The sequence below is a fragment of the Methanoculleus sp. DTU007 genome, assembly GCF_001512385.1.
Classification (GTDB): Archaea; Halobacteriota; Methanomicrobia; order Methanomicrobiales; family Methanoculleaceae; genus Methanoculleus; species Methanoculleus thermophilus.
Map to the genome: position 1 here is coordinate 1 of NZ_LFRO01000092.1, position 15,455 is coordinate 15,455.

The 15,455-nt window shown below is 61.4% G+C and carries 17 protein-coding genes and 1 tRNA gene; 13 read left to right on the forward strand and 5 right to left on the reverse strand.

Going from position 1 to position 15,455, the window contains the following annotated elements:
* The first annotated feature begins 563 nt into the window (after window positions 1–563).
* The 6 genes from ACI94_RS09345 (at window position 564) to ACI94_RS09370 (ending at window position 4,868) form a co-directional block, all read left to right on the forward strand.
* Window positions 564–710, forward strand: coding sequence for a hypothetical protein (locus ACI94_RS09345; RefSeq protein WP_286681358.1), 147 nt, complete (start codon window positions 564–566; stop codon window positions 708–710).
* A gap of 51 nt (window positions 711–761) precedes the next feature.
* Window positions 762–1,109, forward strand: coding sequence for a hypothetical protein (locus ACI94_RS09350; RefSeq protein WP_286681359.1), 348 nt, complete (start codon window positions 762–764; stop codon window positions 1,107–1,109).
* 174 nt (window positions 1,110–1,283) lie between these two features.
* On the forward strand, window positions 1,284–1,799 hold the full coding sequence (locus ACI94_RS09355) for a hypothetical protein (protein WP_066956083.1): 516 nt from the start codon (window positions 1,284–1,286) through the stop codon (window positions 1,797–1,799).
* Window positions 1,796–3,016 (forward strand): ABC transporter substrate-binding protein, encoded by a 1,221-nt coding sequence (locus tag ACI94_RS09360; RefSeq protein ID WP_224732715.1) that lies wholly within the window; start codon window positions 1,796–1,798, stop codon window positions 3,014–3,016. The genes ACI94_RS09355 and ACI94_RS09360 overlap by 4 nt, the downstream gene beginning before the upstream one ends.
* 11 nt (window positions 3,017–3,027) lie before the next feature.
* Window positions 3,028–4,080, forward strand: a complete 1,053-nt coding sequence (locus tag ACI94_RS09365; protein ID WP_066956086.1) for an iron ABC transporter permease — start codon at window positions 3,028–3,030, stop codon at window positions 4,078–4,080.
* Entirely contained in the window at window positions 4,080–4,868 is a 789-nt protein-coding gene (locus ACI94_RS09370) for an ABC transporter ATP-binding protein (protein ID WP_066956089.1), read from the forward strand. The genes ACI94_RS09365 and ACI94_RS09370 overlap by 1 nt, the downstream gene beginning before the upstream one ends.
* A gap of 82 nt (window positions 4,869–4,950) precedes the next feature.
* Here ACI94_RS09370 and ACI94_RS09375 read toward each other — a convergent pair whose 3' ends face one another.
* Entirely contained in the window at window positions 4,951–5,427 is a 477-nt protein-coding gene (locus ACI94_RS09375) for a PRC-barrel domain-containing protein (RefSeq protein WP_066956939.1), read from the reverse strand.
* 226 nt (window positions 5,428–5,653) lie between these two features.
* Here ACI94_RS09375 and ACI94_RS09380 point away from each other — a divergent pair, with 226 nt between their 5' ends.
* The 5 genes from ACI94_RS09380 to ACI94_RS09400 all read left to right on the forward strand — a co-directional run bounded on the left by ACI94_RS09380 (window position 5,654) and on the right by ACI94_RS09400 (window position 9,933).
* The gene (locus ACI94_RS09380) at window positions 5,654–5,983 is read left to right on the forward strand and encodes a hypothetical protein (RefSeq protein ID WP_224732716.1); all 330 of its coding nucleotides are present in this window, start codon (window positions 5,654–5,656) and stop codon (window positions 5,981–5,983) included.
* Window positions 5,984–6,078: 95 nt separating this feature from the next.
* Window positions 6,079–6,573 (forward strand): hypothetical protein, encoded by a 495-nt coding sequence (locus ACI94_RS09385; RefSeq protein WP_066956092.1) that lies wholly within the window; start codon window positions 6,079–6,081, stop codon window positions 6,571–6,573.
* A 400-nt stretch (window positions 6,574–6,973) separates the two neighbouring features.
* Complete coding sequence (locus ACI94_RS09390; RefSeq protein ID WP_286681360.1) at window positions 6,974–7,657, forward strand: hypothetical protein; 684 nt, start codon at window positions 6,974–6,976, stop codon at window positions 7,655–7,657.
* Between the two features lie 20 nt (window positions 7,658–7,677).
* The gene (locus ACI94_RS09395; RefSeq protein WP_286681361.1) at window positions 7,678–8,571 is read left to right on the forward strand and encodes a hypothetical protein; all 894 of its coding nucleotides are present in this window, start codon (window positions 7,678–7,680) and stop codon (window positions 8,569–8,571) included.
* Window positions 8,572–8,670: 99 nt separating this feature from the next.
* Window positions 8,671–9,933: a hypothetical protein gene (locus ACI94_RS09400; protein WP_066956104.1), complete on the forward strand. Its 1,263-nt coding sequence runs from the start codon at window positions 8,671–8,673 to the stop codon at window positions 9,931–9,933.
* 38 nt (window positions 9,934–9,971) lie between these two features.
* Here ACI94_RS09400 and ACI94_RS09405 read toward each other — a convergent pair whose 3' ends face one another.
* The gene (locus tag ACI94_RS09405; RefSeq protein WP_066956107.1) at window positions 9,972–10,466 is read right to left on the reverse strand and encodes a GNAT family N-acetyltransferase; all 495 of its coding nucleotides are present in this window, start codon (window positions 10,464–10,466) and stop codon (window positions 9,972–9,974) included.
* A 151-nt stretch (window positions 10,467–10,617) separates the two neighbouring features.
* Entirely contained in the window at window positions 10,618–12,957 is a 2,340-nt protein-coding gene (locus ACI94_RS09410; protein ID WP_066956110.1) for a PAS domain S-box protein, read from the reverse strand.
* A 377-nt stretch (window positions 12,958–13,334) separates the two neighbouring features.
* On the opposite strand from ACI94_RS09410, the gene ACI94_RS09415 reads away from it, so the two are divergent.
* Together ACI94_RS09415 and ACI94_RS09420 are read left to right on the forward strand one after the other, a co-directional pair.
* Window positions 13,335–13,484 carry a hypothetical protein gene (locus ACI94_RS09415; protein ID WP_169795894.1) on the forward strand — a complete coding sequence of 50 codons (150 nt, stop codon included), beginning with the start codon at window positions 13,335–13,337 and terminating at the stop codon, window positions 13,482–13,484.
* Window positions 13,485–13,842: 358 nt separating this feature from the next.
* Entirely contained in the window at window positions 13,843–14,397 is a 555-nt protein-coding gene (locus tag ACI94_RS09420) for a DUF2115 domain-containing protein (protein ID WP_066956113.1), read from the forward strand.
* Between the two features lie 89 nt (window positions 14,398–14,486).
* On the opposite strand, the gene ACI94_RS09425 is transcribed toward ACI94_RS09420, so the two are convergent.
* Window positions 14,487–14,569, reverse strand: a tRNA-Leu gene (locus ACI94_RS09425).
* A gap of 52 nt (window positions 14,570–14,621) precedes the next feature.
* On the reverse strand, window positions 14,622–15,449 hold the full coding sequence (locus ACI94_RS09430) for an alpha/beta hydrolase (protein ID WP_066956116.1): 828 nt from the start codon (window positions 15,447–15,449) through the stop codon (window positions 14,622–14,624).
* Window positions 15,450–15,455: the final 6 nt, after the last annotated feature.

The window sequence follows — 15,455 nt, forward strand, 5'->3', positions numbered from 1 at the left end:
TGATGGCCCGGGAGATCCGGGCGTTCTTCCGCCCGCTCCGGGATCTCCCGGCGTCTGCCTGACGGGCATGGGGGTTCAGCGCCGGCGGGCGTACCGGAGCCTCCGCTCTTCAGCGCTCGCACACCCTCATCGAAAAGTCTTGTTCGTCCGGCAGGGTTACTTAGCCCAGGGGGACCGACCCGATACCAGGAGCCTCTCCGACCCGCGCCCCTGCGTCTCTGTTGCCGCCCGGCACTCGGCGCTACAGAAAGGCACGCCTTCGCGCGTGTTTCGCTCTTCCACCAGGAATGCGCGCCCGCAGTGTCCGCAATAAACCGTCTCAGGCATATGACCTCACCTCGAGGTAGAGAGGGTATGCCTGACGATAAACTTTTCTAGACACCTCAGAAGACTGCTTTTAGGGATCCGGTCTCAGACGTTCTCCTGATGGGCCCGGAGACGGCGCCGTGAGGGTTGGCTGAACTGCAGCAGCCGGATCCGGCGGAGCCATCCCGCCACCGGCACGAAACCAAACCTTCCTAACCCCGGGGACCAAATTCCATTCATCGACGGGGATGGTTGAGGTGCCGAGGCTGGTACTGATCGACGTGGAGACCGGGACCCGGGTCCGGCACCGGATCCGGAGCATAAAGCAGGCCTTAAAGCAGCAGGAGTGGTACGAGACGGTGCTCGGGCGGCGCGTCCGGATCGAGAAGGTGTTTGAGCGGTAGCGCTGCTCCGGGCGGGAAAGACTGATACTCCCGACCGGCGCACCTGATACCATGCGCGGAGAGGCGACGGAACCGGTCTCGATCAGGGAGGCTATTGCGGCCGCGGAGGTCTCNNTTGGTCAGGCATACAACGGGCAGTTCGCACGAGGCGTCCTGGTGCTGCTCGGGAGCCTCCTTGGCCTCTTTGTTCTGATCGTTCCGGGCGTGGCGATCTGGATCTGGGGCGTCTACGATGCCTACCGGACGGCGAAAGGGATGAACGAAGGGCTCATCCCCTACCGGGAGACGAGTCCCCTCATGATCGTGGCGTTCGTGGTCGTCTGGGCGGCGACGATCGTTCTGCTCTCGGCGGCTTCGGCGATGCTGCTCGCCGCGCTGGCGCTGCGGGGGATGCTGTAATGAGGCCCTTGCGTTCAATATCCTCAGCGATGGGACGAAAGGATAAGGAGATCTCGACCCTGCGTTGCATCACTCCGTCCAGGCTCTCGTCCCGATATACTCCCCACCCCTATTCTTCAGACTTGTTAGCACAATAAGAAACGTTCATATTACCAGATCGACAATAAAAGACCCATGATTGGTCTCCCGGCGAATCGCCTCTTCTGCATTGCTCTCCTGTTTCTTTTCATCCCGGCTGCGGTCTGCGGCGTCCCCGTCACGCGCACGCTCTCGACTGCGGAGCCCGGGGCTGGCGAGGTATTCACCGTCTCGCTCTCGATCGACGGCATCCCCCTCGGCGGGGTTGTCGAGACGCTGCCGCCTGGTTATGCCTTCGCAGGAACCGATCACCCGGAGGACCGGGTCATTCTCCGGGGGCAGCAGATAGGATTTGCCGTGATGAACGATACCCGCATAACCTACTCTGTTGCGGCCCCCGCCTCCGGGAGCGGGGATATCACCGGGACATGGGAGGACTTCCTTGGCGAATCGTACGGAGAGGTGGCCCCGTCGCACGTTGCAGTGGACGGCATCGAGACGGTGGCAATGAGCGCCGGGGAGAGACCTGCCTCGCAGGAGGCCGCCCCACCGTTTGCGGTTCTTGCAGCGATTGCCGCCCTCCTCATCGCCGGGTGGGGTGGTCGGCGGTGAAGCCCATTCCCATCCTTGCTCTTGCCCTCCTCCTGGTCCTCGCCGTCCCGGCGTCGGCCTCGACTGGTGGGGGCATCGTGGGGGACGCCGATGGCGACGGGGTTCTTACCAGCGCCGAGTACGCCTCGGCGACCCTCGCCTACCTCGACGCCGCCTATATGGGCGGCACCGGAGTTCTTGACCGGACCGATATCCAGGACGCCGCCTGGGTCTACACCTACTGGGATGGGAGACCCCTCACGATCACCGACTCGTCCGGGAAGACGATGACTCTCTATCGGCCCCTGCGCCGGGTCGTGACGTTCAGCGGCGAGTCTCTCGAGACCCTGCGGTCGCTCGGGTTCGATATGGAGAAGGTCGTCGCCGTCGACAAATACAGCCACGAGAAGAAGACCTTCTTCCCCGAGTGCCAGGGTAAAGCGAACGTCGGTTCGGTCTGGTCGCCCGACATGGAGAGGGTCCTCTCCGTCCGGCCGGATGCAGTCTTCCTCTACGCGACGATCAGCGTCTCCGCCTGCGACGATATCCAGAAGCGGCTCGAGGCGAGCAGCCCCAATATCCGAGTCTTCCGGTTCGACTGCTTCAAGCCTGCGACCTATGCAGGCGAGATCCGAACAATCGCATCGATGATCGGTCGCAAGGATCGAGGCGAGGAGTTCGCATCGTTTTACGAGTCGACGATGGACCGGATCCGGGACGGCACGGCGGGCGTCCCGGACGGCGAGAAGACCAGGGTCTACTTCGAGTACTGGTACGACTACACGACGGTCTCGGCCGGGTCGGGCTACAACGAGAAGATCGGACTTGCCGGAGGAGTAAACCCCTTCTCCGTCGGGACCACGGAGTACCCAACCGTCGACCCCGAGGCAATCCTCCTTGCGGACCCGGAGGTCGTCGTCAAACTGGCCGGGCAGGGTCTGGCCGTCGGCGGATACGCGGGGCACGATCCTGAGGCACTCGGTGCAATCCGGTCGACGCTCATCGAGCGGCCGGGGTGGTCGAGCATCTCCGCGGTGAAGGACGGCCGCGTTTACGTCATCCACTCCGACATCCTCGGCGGCGCCCAGCACTTCATCGGGACGGCCTACCTCGCGAAGTGGTTCTACCCCGACCGGTTCGCCGACCTCGACCCGCACGCCATTCACCAGCGCTACCTCACCGAGTTCCAGGGGATCGATTTCGACCTCGCATCCAAAGGGACATTCGTCTACCCGTGACCGGTGCAGCCATGGAGCAGAACGTCACCATTCAAGAAGGATATGCCCGGCTGAAGAAGACCCGGGCCCTCTTCATCGGCGGACTCCTCATCGCCCTCGTCATCCTCATCGGCGTCGCGGTCACGCTCGGATCGGCCGACTACACCATGGCCGAGTCGTACATTGCGATCCTTGCCGGGCTCTTCCCCGGGAGATTCACCGCCCCGGAGATGGCCGAGATCATCGTCTGGGACTACCGGCTCCACCGGGTGCTCTTTGCGGTCTGTGCCGGGTTCGGGCTTGCGGTGGCGGGCTCGATCATGCAGGGGATTCTTCGAAACCCGCTCGCGAGCCCCTTCACCCTCGGGATTGCTTCAGCAGCCACGACCGGCGCCTCGATCGCGATCGTCCTCGGCGCCGGGGTTGTCGGAGGGGAGTACCTCGTCATCGGCAACGCCTTCCTCTTTGCCCTGCTTGCCGCGCTTGCCATCTACGGGATGGCCCGTTACCGCGGGATAGGATCCGAGACGATGGTCCTTGCCGGTATCGCCATTATGTATCTCTTCTCGGCGGTGACGTCGCTCTTGCAGTACGTCGGCAGCGCTGAACAGCTCCGGGCGGTGGTCTTCTGGACCTTCGGTTCGGTCGACAAATCCACCTGGCCCAAACTTGCCATCGTCAGCCTCGTCCTCGCCTGCACCATACCCTACCTCCTCTACCGCGCCTGGGACCTCAACGCCCTCGCCGAGGGAGACGAGGTGGCGGCAAGTCTCGGGGTGCCCGTGGAGCGCTCGATGATCCTCTTCATGATGATCGCCTCCCTGATCACCGCGGTGATCATCTGCTTCACCGGGACGATCGGGTTTATCGGGCTTGTGGCTCCGCACATCACCCGGATGGTCATCGGCGGGGACTTCCGCACGCTCATCCCCGCCTCCGGTCTCGTGGGAGCTCTCCTCCTCCTCGGTGCCGACAGCATCGCGCGCAGCATCCTTGCGCCGCAGGTCCTCCCCGTCGGGATCGTGACGGCGTTTCTCGGGGTGCCGTTCTTCATCTACCTCTTCATGCACCGGAGGAATGCCTGATGGCCCGGCTCTCGGTCGAAGACCTCTCGTTTGCCTATCGTGACCGCCAGGTGCTCCGGGGGATCACCTTCTCGGTCGACGCGGGCGAGGTCCTTGGGCTCGTGGGGCCGAACGGGTGCGGGAAGACGACGCTCATCCGGTGCATCGACGGCATGCTCACCCCCCGGAGCGGCAGGGTGGTGCTCGACGGTCGGGAGACCCGCGGGATGCACCGGCGGGAGGTCGCGCAGGCGATGGCCTACGTGCCGCAGTCGGCCGGGAACCAGACCGCAGCGACGGTCTTTGAGACGGTCCTCATGGGGAGGCGGCCTTACCTGAACTGGACGGTGAGCAAGACCGACGAGGAGAAGGTGATTGCCGCGCTCGATGCTCTGGATCTCGGGGGGCTTGCGCTCCGCAGAGTCGGCGAACTCTCCGGCGGGGAACGCCAGCGGGTGATGATCGCCCGGGCCCTCGTGCAGGAGACGGGGGTGATCCTCCTTGACGAGCCGACGAGCAACCTGGATCTCTGCCACCAGATGGGGGTCATGGAGGTCCTCCGAGGCCTGGCTGAGAGGACGGGTCTTGCGGTCGTCATCGCAATCCATGACCTGAACCTTGCAGCCGCATACTGCCACCGTCTCATGGCGCTCAAGGCCGGCTCGGTCTACAGTTACGGGACGCCGGAAGAGGTGCTGACCGAGGAGATGCTCCGGTCCGTCTACGGCATCGAGGCGGTGGTGAAACGGGATCTTGCGGCGCCCTATGTGGTTCCTGTCCGGGGAGCGCGCCTGCAAAAAGAGGTGTAGGGTCGCCCCTCCCCGACAGAAAATCGATCCTTCCGTCTGCTTGCAAAAATAGAGTGGTTTTCCAGCCCGTCGGTATTCTGGTTTACCTCGGGGGTGTCCGCCGCTCGACCCGTTCTGTTGTGACGATCTCGGATGGTGGGGGCTCTTCCCTCCTCATGGCCTCCGCTTCCTCCCTGGTCGGGGGAGTCATCGTCCCGGCCGACTGGATCAGGCTGTAGTCCGCTTCCTCTGGCCAGTTGTCCTCCTCGAATCCTGGCTCATTGTCCAGCCGCTGTTTGTCGATGTTCACGACAAAGTTGTCCTCCCCCGGGCGGTAAACCACGGACTCGGGTGGGACCGCAAACCTCTTTGCCGCCATGCCGAGGATGCCGCCGTACCTGAGGACCAGGTACTGGACCCGGCCTTCGGGGAACCCGATCCGCATATCGGATATCTCTCCAAGGTCCTCGCCCAGCTGGTTGACCACGTTCTTTCCCAGGATGTCGTCAGCCGACATGAACCATCGCTCTCCGGCTGCCCGAGTCCTGCGCTCAAGAATAACTTCCGAACGTTCCTGCATCTTCCTCATCTCCACTGCCCCACTCTCGGTAAGGCTGATATGCCTCCAGATCTTGGGCGTGCACTGAGTGCCCGTCCCCCATAAAATGATTACGCTGTAAGTACGAGATCCGCCGGCAAGGGCTAATCCGGCGGTATGGGCAATGATGCGGGCTCTCATTCCAATCAGAGTTATCAGCCCTGTCAATTGCCAAAATAATGTTCAAATTGGCCCTGGAGTCAAATGGATGAAGTTATGTAGTGCTTACATCAATCCCCTCTCCATGGGACCAACCGTCAGATTGAATCTTACCAAGATTCTCGAGGCAACAGGTGAGTTGCAGAACTTTCTCGACCTTGGTAACGCCCGCCTGAAGGCGGAGGGAGCGTTATCGCAAGAAAGTTCTGAGGCTTTGATCTTTGGCATGGCTGACGAGCTTGAGGATCACCTTCGGGCGATGCGTGACAGACAGGGGTCTGCCAGCATCAAGGATCTCCGGATCTGGACCCGGGCCTGGATTGACGAGCGTCGGGAGATGCTCTCGAAGGGTTCTCCGCCGCAGGAGGACCGGGGATAGGCATCCTGGGTGATATCCGCCGGTGTTCAGGGGTTGGTTGACCCGGGCTAGGGATGACATTACCCTTTATTATTTCCCGGATCAATGCGGCCCCGATGCCTCACTTCGAACTCTTCTTCAAAACCGAGGAACTGCGGCGGAGGCTTGAGCCGCACTTGAAGATTATCCCGCCTTTCTTTCAATTCACGGTCCGGACCGGGACGCCGCAAGTCCGCTACTTCGATCAGAAGGATCCGATGTGGAAGGGCTTTCCCTTCCCGGTCCCTGATGGAACCGTCTATGTCTTTGACGATGACATCCCCGCAAGAGCCCTCGGGGGCGGGATGCAGAACCGGGCGAGCATCCGGGTCACTCCGGAGGATAAGGATGACGAGGCGATCGTCCTTCGCATCTGGCACGAGCTCCTGCACGCTATCGGGCAGCCTGCAGACGACATGGTCCGGCGGGCGGACGAATGGCAGAGCATCTCCGATCGACTGATCTGGGCGGCCTGGCAGTCGCTCTCGCGGCCGCTCGACGTGCCGTACTGGCATCGGAAATTTTACTCGTGGTTGACGGATCGGGCGGCCGCAGGTGCTGGGGGCAGGTAGAGCCGCGGGCACTGCCCCCCGTTACTCCTCCCTCAACTCGGAAGCGGCTCCCGCGGTGTGTGCCCTCTTGGGGTTCCGTTGGCCAGCCGGGAAGATGGGCGACGAGATCCCCGGTCGTTCATGACACCCTCTTCATCGCCCGGGTCTTTCCGCGTGGTTCGCATCGGACGGCAGCATCCTTCTCTCCATTGGAGTTCTCCGGGGAGATTGAACTGGATTCCCAACTCCCTGGCGATCATTTTCCCCCCGCCTCCGTTACAGTATCGGGTGTGATACCATAATTGCCTTCTAAAGTCCTATGCTGTCTCATCTAACCGAATTTCTGTATATTTCCCGCAATTTGTAGAAATGTATTCCGAAATCCTCAAAACTCCAGAGGAAAACCTATACTGGTTTCTGGATGACCATTGAACTTCTGATTATCCTGCTGTACCTCGCAGCGATGCTTGCCATCGGTTTCATCGTCCAGCGTCGTGGCGGCGTCGATACGTCGAGGGGTTACCTGGTTGCCAATAAAAGCGTCGGCCCCCTTCTCATCGGCGGGACGCTCTTTGCCACGTTCTGGGGCGGCGGCACCCTTCTCGGGGGCGCCGGAGCGGCCTACAGCGGCCATATGCTCGCCACCATCGCGGATCCGTGGGCCTCGGGCGTCACGCTTATCCTGATGGCGATCTTCTTCGTGACGATTCTCCGGAAGTTAAAGATCGCATCTCTCGGTGAGATGTATTTCCTGCGGTATGGGACGCGGGGCGCACACCTCGCCTCGCTCCTCTCCCTCCCCACGCTCATCTTCTGGACCTCGGTGCAGATCCTTGCCATTGGTAAGATCCTCAACGTCCTGGTTGGTCTACCCGGTGTCGAGAGCGCCATCCTCGCGGGGCTGATCGTGATCATCTACACCTACCTCGGCGGGATGCTCGCTGTCATCATCACCGACAATATCCAGATGGTTCTGATCCTCCTCGGCCTTGCGATCTCATACCGACGGGTATCACATTCGTCGGCGGCATCGATGTCATCGCCGAGAACACCCCGACGGACTTCTGGTCGATCCTCCCTAGCGACGCTTCCCCGAGTGGTCTAGGGTGGACCTTCACCGGTATCATGGCCTGGTTTGCTGCATGGTGCGGCATGGGGCTTGGCAGCCTCGCATCGCTCGATATCTCCCAGCGGGTCTTCTGTGCACGCGACGACCAGGCCGCAAGGCAGGGTCTTGTCCTTGGCGCGGGGCTCTACTGGGTCGCCGGCCTCGGGCCCATATTCCTTGGCCTGCTCGGGATCGTGATGGTCAACACCGGCATGATCGACGGCGCCATCCTGGCCGAGGACCCCGAGCTGATCGTGCCCTTCCTGGCAAAGACCCTGCTCTCCCCCTGGATGATGGCCCTCTTTGTTGGCTCCCTGATGGCGGCGATCATGTCCACGGCGAGTTCCGCCATCTTCGCGTCGGCCGCCGTGATCTCGACCACCATCGTTCACGGGGCGGTCTCCGATCATGCCCGGGACGACAAGAAGGTTCTGAGGCTCACCCGTGCTCTCGTCGTCGTCATCGGGCTCTTCAGCATCGGGATCAGCTTCGTTGCGCCCGGCCTCTACGACCTGATGATCTTTGGGTTCACCCTGCTCTTTGCCTGCCTCTTCTGGACGCTCGTCTGCGGTCTCTTCTGGAAGCGGGCGAACGCACCCGGCGCCATAGCCTCGATGGCGGGCGGTTTCCTCACGACGGTGGCGGGCGTCGTCGTTCTCTCGGTGCAGCAGGGGACGCTTACCCTCGTTCCGCCGGATAACGAGTGGACGGTCTTCTTCACCTTCGTCCCGATGGTCGTTGGCGGGATCCTGATGTACACGGTCTCGATGCTGACGCAGAAGATTCATCCCCCCGTCCCGCTGAAGGATACGGATGGGGTCGTCCTCAAGTGGCCGGACCTCGAGGAGACGACGATCGTGACGGAGAAGGGGTATCCCGTCGCCCAGGTGGCGGCCGGCGATGAGGATTGAGGGTCTCCCCTCGCCTCATGACGGCGATCGGGGTGGTTCGGGCTCTCGGCCCCCGATTCACCTGCTTTTTTATAGATAATCCTGGAGAAATTATGATCGATGAGACTGCCGCGTGGGAGCCGGTCCGGGAAGGATAGCGAGGCGGGGGTGCCGGCGATCTCGCCGGACGAGTTCTCGCAAAGGCTTGCATCCACCCGGATCGAGGCGGAGAAGGTCATCGCCGCGGCAGAGAGCGACCTGGTCACCCTCAGTCGGGTGAAGTGGAGCCTTGAGTACACCTCGCCCATCCTCGGAGCGGCGCTCCTGATCAACCTGGGGCTTTTAGTCGCATACACCGGGGAGTATCTCTTCTACTGGATCATGGCGTCCTTTCTATTCCTGATGGTAAACCCCTTCCTCCTCCTGCTTCCGACCGATACGGAGGCTCTGAAGTCCTACATCAGGTATCTCATCGATCTTGGGAATCGAAAGAGAACGAGTCTTGAAGAGATCATCTCATGGGAGCGCCTCGGAAAGGGCGCCGCCATCCCTGCCGAGGCGATAGAGACGGCTCGGAGGCTCACGCAACAGAGGAATTCCCTCTACGAACTCGGCTGGAACCTCTTCTTCATCAACTGCCAGCCGCTCGCCCCTGGCTTTCTCGTGCTCTTTTCCCTCTCCTCGATCTTCTCACTTGCAGGCTGGCTTGTGAATGGAGAGTTTACGCCGCACTCCGCCGTGATCGTCACCGTCCAGTCCGCCGCAATCATCGTCTTCTATCTCGCTATCGTGTATGTGCAGCCGTACTCGCGGGGCTTTTTTGCCGGGATCCTCGGCATGCAGTCCCGCATCAAAGAGCGGTATAACGAGGCATGGACCAAGGGACTGAAATACGCGCTCACCGTCGCCGTCGTGACGACCGTTGCCGGCATCATCACCATTGCGGCGATCGTCCTCCCCGGGGTGACCTACGCGAGTTTCATCTCCGCCGAGGCCGATATCGAGTTAGGGGCCGGCATGTTCGCTCTTATCTTCCTTTCGCAGATGATCGTCGTGCGGCACCTGCAGGGAGGTTACAGCCGCACGCTCGTCGACTCCCTCCTCTCATCCAGGATCGAGACGATCCGCAAGGATGTGCTCCAGGCCGTCGAAAACCTCGCCCCAGCTGTGCGGGGCGGCACCGTGACAGTGCAGATGGTGCAGGACCTCGAGAGGATCACCCTTGACCTCGCCCGGTACCGGGCGCTCAAGATCGATTACGCGTCGCTCTTCGGTTACTTCCCCGTCTGTATGGTGACGCCGGACGTCGGTGCCATCATGCGTATCGCCTGGACGATGGACGTCGACCGCAATAGATCCCAGGTCGAGGTGGCGGCAGCGTAGGTTTCCGCGGCGACGGACCAGAATCACCGCCGGGTGGATTACCCTTGAGAACTGAGAGCCCGGCTCATTTGTCGACCTTCTGCAAACCTTCTCGCCTCATTGGGCGTGAACGCATACTCCGGTTCATGCGACCCCGCTCGTTGACGAAAGCGCATCCCGATCCGGCAAAAGAGGCGTTGCCCCTCGGCCGTTGGGAGTGCGACGACCCCCTGACCTTTATCGGCGGCGATCTTTGCCACTTCCCGCATGAGTCGTTGCCCGTACCCGCAGCGCTCCCGGATGACCCCTATGCGGGAGACATAGATGTTCTTCTCATCTCCGTAGCGCGTGCAGAACGATAATGCTCCAAGGAGTTTCCCATCCGGTGCCTCAAGTACTAACAGGTCTTCGTTAGCATCTGCGATGGCGTCCCACGCGTAACTTGCTCCGCTGCTCGAGTGAATTATCTCGGCCCACTCTCGGTTGGCTCTCTCTAAAATTGCCTCTCTCTCCTTACTATCGCCGCAAATGAATTTAATCGTCACATCGTCCATATTTACTGATAAAGAGTATTCTCTGCTTCTTCTTTTTAAAACAGGCCCCCGATGCCGTTGTGATACGAAATATTCTTGATTGCCGCTTTATTCTTGAATCCTTAACGCCGATCGGCCTTGATGCATTCTCGGCCGGGAATATCCCTCTCGCTCATTCATCGACCTTCTTGAGCGTAAAGCGAAACGCAGCTCCCTTTTCGGGGTGACCGGCCACCCGATCTTCGACCCAGACGCTGCCGCCGTAGCGCTCAACAAGGATCTGCACGAGGTAGAGCCCGAGCCCCTCGCCGACACCCCGCTTCTTCTTCTCGTAGCGGCGAAAGATCTCGCTCTTCTCAGCGTCCGGCACACCGGGGCCCGTATCCTCGACCGTTACCAGCACTTTGTCGTTCTGCTCCTCGGCCTTGACGGCGATCTCGACATCCGGCCCTCCGAACTTGACGGCATTGCCGATGAGGTTGTCAAAGATCACCGAGAGGAGGTCATCCGCCCAGACCTGGCAGCGAACTGCGTTATAGTGGATGGCACTGCCCGGGAAGTTCTCGATCACTCTGCTGACTGCCGCGTCGAGATCCAGTGGTTTGAGTTCGCGGGATGCCTGATGAATCCGGCGGATGGTGGAGACGGTGCCCAGGATCTCGATGCTTTTTTTGATGCTCCGCCGAAGGTTCTCTGCGTATCTGCCGGCCTCACCATCCAGAACATCGGCGAGCAACTCGGCGTAGAGGTTCGAGACGTTCTCCGTGTTCTTGATGTCGTGCGTGAGGATATCCAGATAGAGGTTTGCTTCTCGGTTCGCAACCACCAGGTCGTGATGGAGCCGGGCCCTCTCCTCCTCGATTCGCTTGCGCTCGGTGATGTCCTGCGCGAACTCAATGAGACCGATAAGTTCCCCCGCTTCATCGATGACGGGATACCCGCGGAGGAAGAAGACCCTCCCGTTGGGTGCGGTGATCTCGGCCTCTTGAGGCTGCCCGGTCTCCCGGGCAATGACAACCGGGCATATGTCGCAGACACTTGTACGGTTGTGCCATATCTCGTAGCATCGGTATCCGACCAGGTCCGCCGGTTCTCTGCCGATGAATGCGGCGGCGGCGCGGTTGACCCAGATTACATTGAGATCTCTGTCGTAGTAGGTGAACATCTCGACCGTCGAGTCGAGGACAAGGGCCTTTTCCCGTTCTGCCCGCCGCAGGGCATCTTCTGTCCGCTTCCGCTCCGTGATGTCCCATGCGTTTACGACAAAGCCCCTGATATGGGGGTCTCCCAGGAGGTTGGTCACGATCGCCTCGATCACGTGCGTGCCGCGCGGGCCCCTGAAGCGAACCTCGACCTGCATGCTTCCTCCCGGCCTCCCTGTCAGGGTCGATACCACCTCCTCCACCAGCGGGAGGTCCTCGGGCTGGATCATATCGAACGCATGCCGGCCAACCAGCGCCTCGGGCGGGAAACCGTCTATCTGCTCGATAGGCGGGCTTGCAAACCGGATCGTCAACTGCTCGTCGATGATGAGGATGAACTCTGAGCCCTTCTCGATGAGGGTCCGGAACGTCTTTTCGCTCGCACGCAGTTCGGCCTCCGCCCGGTGCCGCTGGAGGGCGATCGAAGCGAGGTTCCGGAGGACCTCGACGGCCCGGAGATTGATCTCTCCTTCCTCCAGCCGGGTGAGGATCACGGCGGTCCCAAAGATCTCGCCTTTCCAGGTAAACGGAATGCAGTAGATCGGCCCGAACCCGGCAATTGCCTCGAATTTCCGGCAGGCTTCCTGGAAGATCCGTTCGGGGATGATCTCCTGCAGGCCCCCCTTCACCTCCTCGATCTCGCCGCTGATCATGATCTCCCTGATGTACGGCGGGATCTCGACCGTGATCCCGGTGAGGTTCTCCCCGAAGACCTCGATGATCTCCGGCAGGAACGGCTCGATACCGAAGAACGCCCGCGGGCTCAGGGTCCCCGCCTGGATGTCGGCGGCGCTCACGACGACGATGGAACCGGGCGCGAGTTCATGGAGGTGGGCGCCGATTGCGGAGAAGACGTCGGCTTCGGGCGGCATCCCGGCAAGTTCGGTCGCCGCCCGGGAGAGGAGAGCCTGATCGGCCGATATCCGCCGCACCTCTTCTTCGGCGATCGTTTGACGGGTGACGTCGCGGAAGCGGATGATCCAGTCGCCGGTCTCCGGCACCTGCCGGGAGGAGACGGCGTACCATCGCTCCCCGGCCTGGACCGTGACTTCCCCGGACCCTGTGCGGGTGGAAAGTAGCGCGAGGACCGGCCCTCGCTGGCCGGTGTCCGGGAGGATTCGGTTGGCGACGATATGGGCCGCATCCGCACCACGGACGCCGTCGGCGGAGATCCCGGCGAGGCGCTCCATGGATGGGGTGATGGTCCGGATCTTCATCCGGGAATCGGCAAGGATGATGCCATCCTCAATGGCTTCCAGTATCTGCAGTACCTCGGGTCGCACCTCCATGTTCGGCTCAGTGGTCTGCATACGGCCCAGCCCCGTCCGGGCAGGAGCGCCATAGGGAGATCCTCGTTGCAGGGCTCTTCATGAGGAGAACGTCATGGATGATATATATAATAGTCTGTCGGCTCGTCCGGGCTCCTTCCTCGTCCGTATTGCGCATCGCAATGGTCTTGCCGGGGCAGGAGGTTCGCTCCGCCGAAATTCCACTGTTGCCCGGCAGGTGATGGTTGGGCATTCATGACTGCACGGCTTTGCCCCTCGGATCTGTCCACCGGGATTTGCACTCCGTGGAACGCTTTGAAATGAGTCGATTTTTCACGTATTTGAGGCTATTTCGGCCGGTACGACGATAGAGGATATATAGAAAAACGGCAAATAGAATCAATCATAGTCACAGTGAGATGACTGACTGTATGGCAATGAGCAAGAAACAATTGGAGAAACATAACAGAGAGAAGAAGGCCAAAGCAGAAGAACTTGCAGCGCAGGCGGCCGCCGGCAACCAGGCCGCCAAGAAGAAACTCAAGAAGCTTGAGAAGAAGATCAAGTGAGTTGCCCTGGGCTTTCAGGTGTTTTCTTTTTTAGTTTAGGGTCGATAGAGCACGTAGTCATCCGTATCACCATCTACTGGCCCTCTAGATCACGTTTTCAATATCTATCAGAATGTAACAAACTGATAGATAGTGATAGGAAGTACCTGCCAAATCAGTATAGTAGTTGAGGGCTCGGGACCCTGGCCCCGCTCCCCGGAAGACCGCCCCTGATCTACCCGGATCACATCCTCTTGCTTGTGATGGACTGAACGCCGGTCTCTAACCCCCGCCAGATTAATGGAATATTATCAATAATTCATACTGGAGGGGGTTCGATCCGATCACGGCAGAGGGCGAAGCGGACGCAATCCATCAAATGGCCCGGCGGATGGCGGCCGCGGCGACAAAAGGCGATCTCGGGTTGATCCTCGGCGAAGAAGTCAGTCGTTACTCGCTTGCGGACCTCCAGATCATCGGAGGACGGCTGCACGCGGAGATGGTCCGGCTGCCTGAGCCCTACCGAAAACAGGTGCACCCCTACATCACCGAACAGCTGTTCGGCGCTCATCACCAGCTTCTTTCCATGTACCGGTCGGGCCGATTCCTCTCCATGACCGAACCGATCACCGATTGTGCAACGTTCGTTGAGTTCTGCAATATGATCCCCGACGGATGCCTCCGGTGGGATGAATCCACACAACGGCTCCCGTTTCGGTATACACCCCGACATCGGGCCTTTTATTACCTGATCTCGGCTTTTACGATCTTCGTGCTCGACCGCCCGGGCCACCCGGTGGGGACGCCGTTTCCGGGAGGGTTCCGGGTCGAGGAGCGCAACGGGTCCTACTATTGCATCATTCGCGACCGCGAAAAGGACGTCCCGTTCTCGATCTGCAACTTCTGCCCGGCTCTGCAGACCGAGGAGGGGTAGGTTCCGGGCGGGCTGAATGAGTGTGGTGGTGACGTCTGCGTAATGGATGGGCGCAGGGCAAAGCGGGGCAGATTTTTCGAAAACCAGAATGCGAGGGGAGGGATTCGAACCCGCGAACTCCTTCGAGAGTCGATCTTGAGTCGACCGCCGTTGACCGCTTGGCTACCCTCGCGCCTGTACTGATTGGACCTCCGGGGTAATGAGCTTGATGGCGGCCTGCCTCTTTATCCCTCATCCGGCACGTGCCGCCGGATGAACGCACCGACCCGCTCGACCGCCGCCGCGCCCTCGGGGAGGACCGCGGCGAAGACCTGCCAGCAGTGAAACATCCCCTCGACGCAGTCGAAGGCGACCGGCACCCCCTGGAGCCGGGCGGCGCTCACGAAGGCCTCTATCCCGTCGATCAACACCTCCCCGCCCCCCGCCTGGACCAGGAGGGGCGGCAGACCGGCGAGATCCGCATAGAGCGGCGAGGCCAGCGGGTCTGTCGGATCGCGGTCGGGGAGGTAGGCGTCCCGCATCGCCGCGAGGGTCTTTGGCTCAAGCCAGTCCGTCTCCTGATTGAATATGACCGAATCGCCGAGGAAGAGCATATCGACGGCCGGGGAGAGGCAGACCCCCGCCGCCGGCATCGGGAGCCCCGCATCGCGGGCGGCTAGAAGCATCGAGACAACAAGCGTCCCCCCGGCCGAGAGCCCGGCCGGCACCACACGCTCGGGAACGTAGCCGCTCGTGAGCAGGTGGCGGTAGGCGAAGAGAGCGTCCTCGACCGCCGCCGGGAAGGGGTGCGCCGGGGCGAGCCGGTACTCGACCGAGATGATCTCGGCCTCTGCAGCATCCGCGATCCGGGCGCAGAGGTCGAGGGAGTCGAATGTCGAGCCGCCGGTGGACCCCCCGCCGTGGAAGAAGAGGACCGTCCGGTCGGGCCGGGAGGCCGCCGTCGTCAGCCGGTATGCCGGGATCCCGGGCAGCGGCTCGACATCCGGCCGCCGGCAGTCTCCCGCAACGGGGCGGCCGGCCTTGATGGCCGAGAGGATCTCTCTGGCCTTCATCGCGCC